This window comes from Streptomyces muensis, assembly GCF_021474425.1.
GTDB classification, from domain to species: Bacteria; Actinomycetota; Actinomycetes; order Streptomycetales; family Streptomycetaceae; genus Streptomyces; species Streptomyces muensis.
In genome coordinates this window covers 1-12,493 of record NZ_JAKEIP010000243.1, presented here as the reverse complement: position 1 = coordinate 12,493, position 12,493 = coordinate 1, and the positions used below count along the sequence as shown (strand labels likewise).

Annotated in this window: 11 protein-coding genes; 8 read left to right on the top strand and 3 right to left on the bottom strand. The window is 70.9% G+C overall.

Features of this window, described 5'->3' with window-relative positions; genetic code table 11:
* Nucleotides 1–218: hypothetical protein (locus L0P92_RS35495; protein ID WP_234767172.1), on the bottom strand; the 218-nt coding region annotated here is incomplete at its 3' end.
* Between the two features lie 116 nt (nucleotides 219–334).
* Nucleotides 335–1,963 carry an acyl-CoA synthetase gene (locus L0P92_RS35490; RefSeq protein WP_234767171.1) on the bottom strand — a complete coding sequence of 543 codons (1,629 nt, stop codon included), beginning with the start codon at nucleotides 1,961–1,963 and terminating at the stop codon, nucleotides 335–337.
* 177 nt (nucleotides 1,964–2,140) lie between these two features.
* Between L0P92_RS35490 and L0P92_RS35485 the strand changes: the two genes are divergently transcribed.
* From L0P92_RS35485 to L0P92_RS35450, 8 genes are all read left to right on the top strand, one after another.
* Nucleotides 2,141–2,941 (top strand): crotonase/enoyl-CoA hydratase family protein, encoded by an 801-nt coding sequence (locus L0P92_RS35485; protein ID WP_234767170.1) that lies wholly within the window; start codon nucleotides 2,141–2,143, stop codon nucleotides 2,939–2,941.
* Nucleotides 2,942–3,115: 174 nt separating this feature from the next.
* Entirely contained in the window at nucleotides 3,116–4,057 is a 942-nt protein-coding gene (locus L0P92_RS35480; protein WP_234767169.1) for a Zn-ribbon domain-containing OB-fold protein, read from the top strand.
* Nucleotides 4,054–5,103, top strand: coding sequence for a thiolase family protein (locus L0P92_RS35475; RefSeq protein ID WP_234767168.1), 1,050 nt, complete (start codon nucleotides 4,054–4,056; stop codon nucleotides 5,101–5,103). Before L0P92_RS35480 ends, L0P92_RS35475 begins: the two co-directional genes overlap by 4 nt.
* Complete coding sequence (locus L0P92_RS35470) at nucleotides 5,100–6,266, top strand: thiolase family protein (protein WP_234767167.1); 1,167 nt, start codon at nucleotides 5,100–5,102, stop codon at nucleotides 6,264–6,266. Before L0P92_RS35475 ends, L0P92_RS35470 begins: the two co-directional genes overlap by 4 nt.
* A 142-nt stretch (nucleotides 6,267–6,408) precedes the next feature.
* The gene (locus L0P92_RS35465) at nucleotides 6,409–6,651 is read left to right on the top strand and encodes a DUF397 domain-containing protein (RefSeq protein WP_030048218.1); all 243 of its coding nucleotides are present in this window, start codon (nucleotides 6,409–6,411) and stop codon (nucleotides 6,649–6,651) included.
* A 137-nt stretch (nucleotides 6,652–6,788) separates the two neighbouring features.
* Entirely contained in the window at nucleotides 6,789–7,727 is a 939-nt protein-coding gene (locus L0P92_RS35460; RefSeq protein ID WP_234767166.1) for a universal stress protein, read from the top strand.
* 170 nt (nucleotides 7,728–7,897) lie between these two features.
* Complete coding sequence (locus tag L0P92_RS35455; protein ID WP_234767165.1) at nucleotides 7,898–8,395, top strand: hypothetical protein; 498 nt, start codon at nucleotides 7,898–7,900, stop codon at nucleotides 8,393–8,395.
* A 251-nt stretch (nucleotides 8,396–8,646) separates the two neighbouring features.
* The gene (locus L0P92_RS35450) at nucleotides 8,647–10,881 is read left to right on the top strand and encodes a glycoside hydrolase family 95 protein (protein WP_234767174.1); all 2,235 of its coding nucleotides are present in this window, start codon (nucleotides 8,647–8,649) and stop codon (nucleotides 10,879–10,881) included.
* 5 nt (nucleotides 10,882–10,886) lie between these two features.
* On the opposite strand, the gene L0P92_RS35445 is transcribed toward L0P92_RS35450, so the two are convergent.
* A complete protein-coding gene (locus L0P92_RS35445; protein WP_234767173.1) occupies nucleotides 10,887–12,485 on the bottom strand; it encodes an N-acetylmuramoyl-L-alanine amidase in 1,599 nt (532 codons plus the stop codon).
* Nucleotides 12,486–12,493: the final 8 nt, after the last annotated feature.

Genomic DNA, 12,493 nt, shown 5'->3' with positions numbered 1-12,493 from the left:
GGCGAGGAGGAGGGGGCGGGTGAGGAGCCGGACGGCTCCGTGAGGCGGGCCGCCGCCTTGGTCTCCTCGGCCGCCTCGGCTTCTTCAGGCGTTCCGGCCGCCTCGGCCTCTTCAGGCTCTCCTGCCGCCGTAGCCGCTGCAGTCGCCGCGGCGGTCTCTGCCGTCCCCGTCTCTTCCGCCGTCTCCTGTGTTACCTGCTCTGCTGCCTCCTGCGACACCCGGAGGTCCTCCCGTGCGGTCTTGCGATGGCATGGCAAACAGCGCCCGATGACCGAGCCTGCCACCACGAGTACGTCCGCACGTCACCTTAGGTTCAATCGGACCCGCCCGGAATTCACCCGTCCGCAGCCGTCGCCACCTCGCGCGCCCAGCGGTAGTCCGCCTTGCCGCTGGGCGAGCGCCGGATCGAGTCCGTGATCACCAGCTGGCGGGGAATCTTGTACCCCGCGAGATGGGAGCGGCAGTGTGTCTGGATGTCCGTCAGCGAAGGCCGCACCGCGCCGGAGCGCAGCTGCACCACGGCCGCCACATGGTGCCCCCACTTCGCGTCCGGCACCCCGGCCACCAGCGCGTCGTACACGTCGGGGTGGGACTTGAGCGCCTGCTCGACCTCCTCCGGGTACACCTTCTCGCCGCCGGTGTTGATGCACTGCGAGCCACGGCCCAGCACGGTGACGACGCCGTCCTCGTCGACCGTGGCCATGTCGCCGAGCAGCACCCACCGCCGGCCGTCCTTCTCGAAGAAGGTCTCGGCGGTTTTCCCCGGGTCGTTGTAGTAGCCGAGCGGCACATGGCCGCACTGCGCGACGCGGCCCACCTCGCCGACGGCGACCGCCTCGTGGGTCGCCGGATCCACCACCCGGGTACGGGAGTTGACGCGGATGCGGAAGCCGCGCTCGGGGCCGGAGTCCTCGGTCGCCGTGCCGTTGAACCCGGACTCCGAGGAACCGAAGTTGTTCAGCAGCATGACGTTCGGGACCAGCTCCTGGAACTGCCGGCGCACCGTGTCGGACATGATCGCCCCGGATGACGACACGCTGAACATCGACGAGCAGTCCGTGCCCTTCATCGGCCCGCTCAGCGCGTCGACGAGCGGCCGCAGCATCGCGTCGCCCACCAGCGACACGCTGGTCACCCTCTCCTTCTCGATGGTGCGCAGGACCTCTTCCGGGGCGAACTTGCGGTGGATCACGACGCGTTGGCCGAAGTTGAAGCCGATGAAGGCGGTCAGCGTGGACGTGCCGTGCATCAGCGGCGCGGTGGGGAAGAAGGTGATGCCGTCGCCGCCCGCAGCCACGCGCTCCGCGAGCTCCTCCGGCTTCCTCACCGGCTCACCGGTCGGCGCACCCCCGCCCAGCCCCGAGAAGAACAGATCCTCCTGACGCCACATCACGCCCTTGGGCATCCCGGTGGTGCCGCCCGTGTAGATGATGAACTGGTCGTCACCCGACCGCTCCGGGAACCCCCGCTCGGGCGACCCGGTGGCCTCGGCGTCCGTGAAGGCCACCGCGGGCACGACCGGCGCGCGCACCGCACCCGGCGTCACGGTGCCCACGCGCACCAGATGCCGCAGCCCCTCCACCCGCGGCAGCGCCGCCGCCACCCGGCCCGTGAACTCCGCCTCGAAGACCAGGGCCACCAGATCGGCGTCCCGGTACAGGTACACCAACTCCTCCTCCACGTACCGGTAGTTGACGTTGACCGGAACGATCCGCGCCTTGAGGCAGGCCAGCACCGTCTGCAGGTACTCGATGCCGTTGTAGAGGTGGAGCCCCAGGTGTTCGCCGGGGCGGATCCCGCTGTCGATCAGATGGTGGGCGATCCGGTTGGCGGCCGCGTCCAGCTGCGCATACGTCAGACGGCGCTCCGCGCCCGTGCCCGGGTGGTCGATGTACACGAGCGCCTCGCGGTCGGGAACCACGTCGACGACCGACTCGAACAGGTCGGCAAGGTTGTACTCCACCGTTCCTCCTGACCTCGACAGGGCACGGTTCACAGGCGGTTCGCCGGTCATCAGAGCAAAGGGCGGCACAACTGTGAAGCCTGCGCGCAAAAGAATCTGACTGACTGTCAGAAAACTCTTGAAGTGCCTTCGCCCCTCCTGCAACCTGTTCTCGTTCTGTCAGAGGGGAGACTGGTCATGGGTGGGACCGAACACCTCGCCGTGCGACGTGAGGGCGCCACACTGGTGCTCACGCTCAACAGGCCCGAGGCGAAGAACGCGCTCTCGTTGCCGATGCTGGTCGGCCTCTACGACGGCTGGGTCGAGGCCGACGCGGACGACTCGATCCGCTCCATCGTGTTCACGGGAGCGGGGGACTGCTTCTGCGCGGGCATGGACCTCAAGGCCCTCGCGGGGAAGGGCATGGAGGGTGAGCACTACCGGGACCGGCTCAAGGCCGATCCCGACCTGCACTGGAAGGCGATGCTCCGCCATCATCGCCCGCGCAAACCGGTGATCGCCGCCGTCGAGGGGTACTGCGTCGCGGGCGGCACCGAGATGCTGCAGGGCACCGACATCCGTGTCGCGGGCGAGTCGGCCACGTTCGGGCTGTTCGAGGTGAAGCGCGGGCTGTTCCCGATCGGTGGCTCCACGGTCCGTCTGCAACGGCAGATCCCGCGCACCCACGCCCTGGAGATGCTGCTCACCGGGCGTCCGTACAGCGCTCGCGAGGCCGCCGGCATCGGCCTCATCGGGCATGTCGTCCCGGACGGCACGGCGCTGACCAAGGCTCTGGAGATCGCCGAACAGATCAATGCCTGTGGCCCGCTGGCCGTGGAGGCCGTCAAGGCGTCGGTGTACGAGACCGCCGAGTTGACCGAGACCGACGGGCTCGCCGCCGAACTCAAGCGCGGGTGGCCGATCTTCGACACAGCGGACGCCAAGGAAGGCGCCCGCGCGTTTGCGGAGAAGCGACCACCTGTCTACAAGCGGGTGTAGGTGTTGCGCTGGCTTGGGCCGGTTTGAAGCTGCGGGTCGTCCGTGGCTGGTCGCGCCCACGCGGCGGAGCCGCAAATGTCACAGCCCCGCGCCCCTGGGCGGTGTGCCGTACCGACCCTGCTCAGTTGCTGTCTGTCCCGCGCATCCCCGACCTCCTAAGGAGGCACGTCCCCGATGCCTGAAGTCCTCAAGGCCCCGTTGACCGTCGAGTTCCCCTTCACCCGTTCTCTGGGGCCCGTCCAGAGCGCCTTCCTCACCGGGCTGCGCGAACGCGTCGTGCTCGGGGTCCGGACCGGTGACGGACGTACGCTCGTCCCACCCGTCGAGTACGACCCCGTCACCGCCGAGGAGATCCGCGGTCTGGTCGAGGTCGCCGCCACCGGCACGGTCACCACCTGGGCCTGGAACCCCGCCCCCCGCCGCGACCAGCCCCTCGACACCCCCTTCGCCTGGGTCCTGGTCCGCCTCGACGGCGCCGACACCGCCCTCCTGCACGCCCTCGACGCCCCCGGCCCCGATGCCGTGCACACCGGCATGCGCGTCCGCCTCCGCTGGGCCGAGGAACGCACCGGTGCGATCACCGACATCGCGTGCTTCGAGCCGTACGACGGTGAGCAGGGCGAACTCACCGGCCACACGGGCGAGTTCGAAGACCCGGTCACCGGCATCGTCGCCCCCGCCCGACTCGACTACACCTACTCGCCCGGCCGTGCCCAGACGGCCTACATCAACGCCCTGGCCGAACAGCGCAACGTCGGTGAACGCTGCCCGTCCTGTCGCAAGGTGTACGTCCCGCCGAGGGGTGCGTGCCCCACATGTGGCCTCGCCACATCAGAACAGGTCGAGGTAGGTCCTCACGGCACAGTCACCACGTTCTGCATCGTCAACATCAAGGCGAAGAACCTCGACATCGAGGTGCCGTACGTCTACGCCCACATCGCCCTAGACGGCGCCGGCCTCGCCCTGCACGGCCGTATCGGCGGCATCCCGTACGACCAGGTGCGGATGGGCCTGCGGGTCGAACCGGTGTGGACGGAAGGCGCCCGCTACCCCGACCACTACCGGCCCACGGGCGAGCCCGACGCGGACTACGACACCTACAGGGAGCTGCTGTGAACCGCGAGATCGCCGTAGTCGCCTTCGCGCAGACCGAGCACCGGCGCACCAGCGAGGAGCTCTCCGAGGTGGAGATGCTCATGCCCGTGCTACACGAGGTGCTGGCGCGGACCGGCCTGAAGACCGCCGACATCGGCTTCACCTGCTCCGGCTCCAGCGACTACCTCGCCGGCCGCGCCTTCTCCTTCACCCTTGCCCTCGACGGCGTCGGCGCCTGGCCGCCGATCTCCGAGTCGCACGTCGAGATGGACGGTGCGTGGGCGCTGTACGAGGCGTGGACCAAACTGCTGACCGGGGACGCCGACACCGCGCTCGTCTACTCCTACGGCAAGTCCTCACCGGGTCCCCTGCGCGACGTCCTCACCCGTCAGCTCGACCCCTACTACGTCGCCCCCCTCTGGCCCGACTCCGTCGCCCTCGCCGCCCTTCAGGCCCAGGCACTCATCGACGCCGGCGACACCGACGAGCCCGCGCTCGCCGCCGTCGCCGCCCGCAGCCGCGCCGACGCCACCGCCAACTCCCACGCCCAGCTGCGAGGTTCGGTGCCCCGGGGCGAGTACGTCGTACGGCCGCTGCGTACCGGCGACTGCCCGCCCATCGGCGACGGTGCCGCCGCCGTGGTCCTCGCGGCGGGGGAGCGGGCCCGCGAGCTGTGTGAGCGGCCCGCCTGGATCCGGGGCATCGACCACCGCATCGAGGCCCACGGGCTCGGCGTCCGCGATCTGACCGACTCGCCCTCCACCCGCCTCGCCGCCGAGAAGGCCGGGGCGTTCCAACGGCCCGTCGACACCGTCGAGTTGCACGCGCCGTTCACCTCGCAGGAGGTGGTCCTGCGCAAGGCGCTCAAGCTGGACGACAGCGTGCGCGTGAACCCTTCCGGCGGTGCGCTCGCCGCCAACCCCGTCATGGCCGCCGGGCTCATCCGCATCGGCGAGGCCGCCGCACGCATCCATCGGGGCGAGTCCGACCGGGCGCTCGCACACGCCACGTCCGGCCCCTGCCTCCAACAGAACCTGGTCGCCGTACTCGAAGGGGATCCGCGATGAGCAAGGAGCCCGTGGCCGTCGTAGGCATCGGTCAGACCAAGCACGTCGCGGCGCGCCGGGACGTGTCGATCGCCGGGCTCGTCCGGGAGGCGGCCCGAAGGGCGCTCGACGACGCCGAGTTGGGCTGGGCGGACATCGACGCCGTGGTCATCGGCAAGGCGCCGGACTTCTTCGAGGGCGTGATGATGCCGGAGCTCTATCTCGCGGACGCGCTCGGCGCGGTGGGCAAGCCGATGCTCCGGGTGCACACGGCCGGCTCGGTCGGCGGATCCACCGCCCTCGTCGCCGCCAACCTGGTCGCGGCCCGCGTCCACGGCACCGTCCTGACGCTCGCCTTCGAAAAGCAGTCCGAGTCCAACGCCATGTGGGGCCTGTCCCTGCCGATCCCCTTCCAGCAGCCGCTGCTCGCCGGAGCGGGCGGCTTCTTCGCCCCGCACGTGCGCGCGTACATGCGACGCAGCGGCGCGCCCGACACGATCGGTTCGCTGGTGGCGTACAAGGACCGGCGCAACGCGCTGAAGAACCCCTACGCGCACCTCCACGAGCACGACATCACCCTGGAGAAGGTCCAGGCCTCGCCCATGCTGTGGGACCCCATCCGCTACTCGGAGACCTGCCCCTCCTCCGACGGCGCGTGCGCGATGATCCTCACCGACCGCGCCGGGGCCGCCCGGGCGCCCCGGCCGCCCGCCTGGATGCTGGGCGGCGCCATGCGCAGCGAGCCCACCCTCTTCGCCGGCAAGGACGCCGTGTCCCCGCAGGCCGGCAAGGACTGCGCGGCCGACGTGTACCGGCAGGCGGGGATCGCCGACCCGCGCCGGGACATCGACGCCGTGGAGATGTACGTGCCGTTCTCCTGGTACGAGCCCATGTGGCTGGAGAACCTCGGCTTCGCCGCCGAGGGCGAGGGCTGGAAGCTCACCGAGTCCGGGGTCACCGAGCTGGACGGCGACCTGCCCGTCAACATGTCGGGCGGCGTCCTGTCCACCAACCCCATCGGTGCCTCCGGCATGATCCGTTTCGCCGAGGCGGCCCTCCAGGTGCGCGGCCAGGCCGGGGAACACCAGGTGGACGGGGCCCGCAAGGCACTCGGACACGCCTACGGCGGCGGATCGCAGTTCTTCTCGATGTGGCTCGTCGGCGCCGAGCCCCCGGACGCCTGAGAACACTCCCGTACGGCCGCCCGGGAACACTCCCGCACAGCGCGGGAGACCACTTCGCAAAGGTCCCCCTCACGTGGCCTGTCGGCACTCCGAACCGATCGCTAGGCTGACCCGCGGACGACGAATCGGGAGGAGCACGGACGTGGCCGAGAGCACCATCCAGCAGCAGCCGTTCACGGGCTGGGAGAAGCCGGAGCTGGACCTCAGCAACGCCGATTGGCACTCGAGCAGCCGTGGCCTGGGAGATGTCCAGATCGCCTTTGTCGAGGGGTTCATCGCGATGCGCAACAGCGGCAGCCCGGAGAGCCCGTCCCTGATCTTCACACCCGCCGAGTGGGGCGCGTTCGTGTCGGGCGCCAGGGAGGGCGAGTTCGACCTGACCTGAGGCCTGCCTTCGGGCCGATCCGGGTGTGTTCCGCCCGTTTTTCCGGACACGCGACCTTGCCAACCCCCCTGGGGCCGAAGCCTGGGCCAGGCTGACCCCGGGAGGGGGAAGGTCGTATTCCGGAAAGGCGAGAACCCATGAGCACCCTGCCGGTCATCGGGGCCGTCGACGGTTCGGACGACAGCCTGGTCGCGCTGGACTGGGCCTTCGACGCCGCCCTGGTGCGCGAGGCGCCGCTGCGCGTGGTCCATGTGCAGCAGTACGCGGCCTGGGCCAGGCCCGAGGTCCTGCCCGCCGGGCGGCCGGTACCGGAGGACGACCCGGTGCTCGACCGGGTGCGCCGCTATCTGGACGGCCGGGTCGAGCGGCCGGCGACGGAGTACGTCGCCCTCGCGGGCGCGGCCTCCGCGGTGCTGCCCGAACTGGGCGCCGCCGCCCAGCTGTTGGTGCTCGGCTCGCGAGGGCGCGGCGGCTTCGCGAGCCTGCTGCTCGGCTCCAACGGCATGGCGGTCGCACGGGATGCCGGGTGCCCGGTCGTCGTGGTGCCCAAGCCCGGACGCGATGGGGGCACCTCCCACGCCTTTCGGGCAGTGGGGGAACGTGACGACAGGCCGATCGAACCGGGGCCGCGGGTCGTCGTCGGCCTCCAGGTCGACAGCCCCGACGACGCCACACTGTCCTTCGCCTTCGCCGAGGCCGCCCTGCGCGGCGCCCGGCTCCAGGTCGTCGCCGCCTACACCTGGCCGCTGCACCTCTGGACGGACGCCACCGCCCAGGTCGTGCCGCCGTCCCACGACCAGGACGCCGTCGAGGCCGAGACCCGCGACCTCGCGGAAGGCTTCCTCGCCCCGCACCGCGAGCGCCACCCGGACGTGCGCGCCGAGCCCTACGTCGCCCCGGGCGACGCCGCCGGTCACCTCGTCGCCGCGTCCCGGGAGGCGCACCTGGTCGTCGTGGGCCGCCACAGACGCCGGCTCCTGGCCCCCGCCCGCATGATGGGCTCGGTGACCCACGCCGTGCTGCTGCACGCCGCGAGCCCGGTGGCGGTGGTGCCGGCCACGCCGCTGGAGGAATGACGGGCCGTGCCCCGGCACCCGGTGCCGAAACGGCCGGCCGGTGCCGAACCACGGCCGGCGGCCGACGGTCCGGCGGAGCGCGACGGAACCCCCTGCCCGCGCGCCGGGGACCGCCCCTCCAACCCGTGCCCGCACGTCATGCAACACGCCCGGCCACGTACCATGGCGACATGTCGTTCCTCCGCCGCCGCAGCGCCACGCCCGCCGGGCCCGACTTCGACGTACTGGCCATGGACCCGGGTGACTGGCCCGGCAATCTGGGCGCCGGCCTGCTGCCCGCCCCCGACGGCAGCTGCCAGGGTGTCTTCCTGCGCTACGACCTCTTCGGCGGCCGCGGCCCCGCGATGATCATCGGCAATCTGCCGGAGGGCTCCCCGGCCCGCGAGGTCGACGAGGGCGAGATCCCCTTCGAGGTCGCGCAGCTGCTGCTGGCACTGGAGAACGACGAGGAGGTCACCGTCGTAGGCAGCGAGGACGTGCCCGTGATGCAGGGCGACAACCTGCTGATCGTGCGCCGTCTGAAGCTCTCCGAGAGCCGGATCTCCTGCGTGCAGTTCGACCGCAGCGACAACGTCCTGGTCACCATCGCCGCCTGGGACCGCCCCATCACCGACGACCTGTACGCCCTCCTGAAGCCGCTGCCCGCTGAGCTCTTCCAGCAGGGCTGAGCCCCCCGGTCCGGAGCCCCGTTGTTCGGGGTTCCGCACATGTTGTCATGACCCTTGTCGCCAGAGTCATCGGACCTCTAGCGTCAGGGGTCATGTCGTATGAGTCGAACGAGCCGCATGAGATCACTCGCAGGACGACACTGAAGGCCGCCGCTGTGGCCGCCGGAGCGGGCGCCGGTGCGCTGAGTCTGAGCGCTGGTATCGCCGAGGCAGACGCCGCTGATTCCTCCGATGTATCGAGGCGGTCGTCGGTGCTCTGGTATGCCGCTCCCGCCGCCGACTGGGAACGCGAAGCCCTGCCCGTCGGCAACGGCGCGCTCGGTGCCATGGTGTTCGGCACCCTCGCCTCCGAACGCCTCCAGTTCAACGAGAAGACCCTCTGGACCGGCGGCCCCGGCTCCACCCAGGGCTACGACCACGGCAACTGGCGCGCACCCCGCCCGGACGCGATCACCGCCGTACAGGACGACCTCGACGCACGGACCACCCTCGACCCCGAGTCCGTCGCCGACCGGCTGGGCCAGCGACGGATCGGCTACGGCGCCCACCAGACCTTCGGCGACCTCCACCTCGACCTCCCCGGCGCACCCACGACGCCCCCGGCGGACTACCGGCGCGAACTCGACCTCGACAACGCCGTCGCCTCGGTCCGCTACACCCACCAAGGCGTGCGCCACCAAAGGGAGTTCTTCGCCTCCCACCCCGACGGTGTGATCGTGGGGCGGCTCACCGCCGACAAGCCCGCCGGCGTCACCTTCACCCTGCGCCACACCTCTCCCCGCGCCGACTTCACCGCCACCGCGACCGACGCCACCCTGACCGTACGGGGCGCGCTCGCCGACAACGGGCTGCGCTTCGAGGCGCAGGTCCGGGTGCGCGCCCAGGGCGGCACCGTCACACCCCATGCCGACGGCACCCTCACCGTGACCGGCGCCGACAGCGCCTGGTTCGTCCTGGCCGCGGGCACGGACTACGCCGACACCTACCCCGACTACCGCGGCCCGGACCCCCACGCCGCCGTCAGCCGTGCCGTGGAGCGGGCCGGCGACCGCTACGAGGCGCTGCTGGCCCGGCACGTCCGTGACCACCGGGCCCTGTTCGGCCGCGTCGTCCTCGACATCGGCCAGTCGCTGCCCGCCGACGTCCCCACCGACCGGCTGCTGGCCGCGTACACCGGCGGCACGAGCGCGGCGGACCGTGCCCTGGAAGCCCTCTACTTCCAGTACGGCCGCTACCTGCTCATCGCCTCCTCACGCCCGGGCTCCCTGCCCGCCAACCTCCAGGGCGTCTGGAACAACAGCACCACACCCCCGTGGTCCGCGGACTACCACACCAACATCAACATCCAGATGAACTACTGGCCCGCCGAGGCCGCCAACCTCGCTGAGACGACGGCACCGTACGACCGCTTCGTCGAGGCACTGCGCGCGCCCGGACGCCGGACGGCGAAGGAGATGTTCGGCTCACGCGGCTGGGTCGTGCACAACGAGACCAACCCGTACGGCTTCACCGGTGTGCACGACTGGGCGACCGCGTTCTGGTTCCCCGAGGCGGCGGCCTGGCTCACCCAACAGATGTACGAGCACTACAGATTCGGCGGCTCCACCGACTACCTCCGCACCACCGCGTACCCCGGGATGAAGGAAGCCGCCGAGTTCTGGCTCGACAACCTGCGAACCGACCCACGCGACGGCACCCTCGTCGTCACCCCCAGCTACTCGCCCGAGCACGGTGACTTCACCGCAGGCGCGGCCATGTCGCAGCAGATCGTCCACGACCTGTTCACCAACACCCTCGAAGCCGCCCGGATCCTGGGCGACACGCCCGACTTCCGCCGCCGTGTAGAAGAGGCCCTGAACCGGCTCGACCCCGGCCTGCACATCGGCTCCTGGGGTCAACTCCAGGAATGGAAGAAGGACTTGGACGACCCGACCGACACCCACCGGCACGTCTCCCACCTGTTCGCCCTCCACCCCGGCCGGCAGATCGAACCCGGCAGCGAGTGGGCCGAGGCCGCCAAGGTCTCCCTCACCGCACGCGGCGACGGCGGCACCGGCTGGTCCAAGGCCTGGAAGATCAACTTCTGGGCGCGGCTGCGTGACGGCGACCACGCCCACAAGATGCTCGGCGAACAGCTCAAGGCCTCGACCCTGCCCAACCTCTGGGACACTCACCCACCGTTCCAGATCGACGGCAACTTCGGCGCCACCTCCGGCATCGTGGAAATGCTCCTGCAGAGCCAGCACGACGTCATCGAGGTACTGCCCGCCCTCCCCGCCACCTGGCCGGCCGGCTCGGTGCGCGGCCTGCGCGCCCGCGGCGGCGCCACCGTCGACATCGAGTGGGCCGGGGGCCGGGCGACCCGCATCACCCTGAAGGCGGCACGCACCCGTGAACTCACCGTACGCAGTGACCTGTTCGAGGGCGGACAGCTGACCTTCAGGGCGGTCGCCGGGCGGCGGTACACCTGGAGCGGACAGGGCTGACGCAGCTACGACCCCGAGGCCAGCTCCCGCACATCCGCCGCCCGCACATACGCCACCCGGTGACCGAACTGGATCTCGTAGTACTGGTCCTTGCCGACGACGACCTTGTGCGAGGCCTCGTCGAAGGTCACCGCGTAGTAGTACTCGCCCGGCACCTTGCCGCCCACCGTGTACCGCTGGCCGGCCGGCAAGGTGTACGGCAGCGGCGACACCGCCTGTACGGGAACGTCCGCCGGGTAGGCGGAGGCCTCGGGGTAGGCACGCCCGTACACCGGGACGCTCTTCAGACCCGCCTTCGGCGTGACCACCCGACCGGCCGCGTCCACCGCCGTCGGGCTCTTCTTCGGGTTCTTGAACCAGGCCTTCTGGCCCAGGTACCAGATCGCCGTCCAGTCACCCTTCCGGCCGGCGACCGCGTACTGCTGGCCGGTCGAGACCCGCGAGGAGAGGTCGTTCACACCGGTGGTCGGGGTCGAGCCCAGGCCGATGTCCTTGATCAGCGGATACGACTCACCGGGCCCGGAGTACAGCCGTACCGCGCTCGATCCGTGGTCCGCGCAGGCCTGGCCCGCGGAGACACAGCCCGTGTACCGGGGCCGGTTGGCCGCGTAGTCGGGGCGGATCGTCACCAGGCCGCCGTTCGGGCCGGCGGTCGGCGCCAAAGGACGGCCGAGCAGCTCGAAGTAGTGCCGCCAGTCCCAGTACGGGCCGGGGTCGGTGTGCATCCCGCTGATCGTCGACGTGGTCGGGCCCGGCACGGTGTCATGGCCGAGGATGTGCTGCCGGTCCAGCGGGATGCCGTACTTCTTCGCCAGGTAGGTCACCAGACGGGCCGAGGACCGGTACATCGCCTCCGTGTACCAGGCGTCCGGCTTCGCCAGGAAGCCCTCGTGCTCCAGGCCGATCGACTTGGCGTTGACGTACCAGTTGCCCGCGTGCCAGGCCACGTCCTTGGCCTTCACATGCTGGGCCACATGACCATCGGTGGAGCGCAAGGTGTATTGCCACGACACATAGGTGGGGTCCTGCACCATGGTGAGGACTCCCTCCCAGGCGCCCTCCGTGTCATGGATGACGATGTAGTCGATGTCCGAGGAGGCCGGACGCTCCCCCAGGTCGTGGTTGCCGTAGTCGTCGTCCCCGAACTCCTCGTACGGTGCCGGAATCCACTCGCAGGCCACCGTCGGCGGGCACTCGGTCTCCCCTGCCCTGAGCGTGCGCAGCCCCGCCTGCCGCAACTGCGCGGTGTCGGGGGTCAGACCCGGCTGGGCGGACAGGGCGACCAGTTCGCCCGCGTCCGTGTGCCGCTCCTGGCCGGTGCGCAGCACGTCGTAGACGTCGTTCGCGTACGCCGCCGCCGTGGCGGTGTCGTCGGCGCCGGAGAAGCGGGCCACCGCGCCGTACCAGTCGGCGGGATCGGAGCTCAGCGGTTCGCCCAGCTCCTTCTGCGCGGCGGCGAGCAGGGCGGCGCCGCCTGCCACATTGGCCGCCGGGTCCGTACGCAGCCGCTTCGCGCTCAGCCCGGTCAGCTCGGCAGCCTTCGGCAACGTTCTGAGCCGGGCCGGGATCGCCGAGGTCCGCGGGGGCTTCGCCTTGGGGAGCAGGGGCGGGC

Excerpts from the sequence above, each read along its gene's own strand:
- L0P92_RS35480 (WP_234767169.1), top strand. The coding sequence starts at position 3,116 with ATGCCTGAAGTCCTCAAGGCCCCGTTGACCGTCGAGTTCCCCTTCACC.
- L0P92_RS35460 (WP_234767166.1), top strand. The coding sequence starts at position 6,789 with ATGAGCACCCTGCCGGTCATCGGGGCCGTCGACGGTTCGGACGACAGC.
- L0P92_RS35470 (WP_234767167.1), top strand. The coding sequence starts at position 5,100 with ATGAGCAAGGAGCCCGTGGCCGTCGTAGGCATCGGTCAGACCAAGCAC.
- L0P92_RS35485 (WP_234767170.1), top strand. The coding sequence starts at position 2,141 with ATGGGTGGGACCGAACACCTCGCCGTGCGACGTGAGGGCGCCACACTG.
- L0P92_RS35455 (WP_234767165.1), top strand. The coding sequence starts at position 7,898 with ATGTCGTTCCTCCGCCGCCGCAGCGCCACGCCCGCCGGGCCCGACTTC.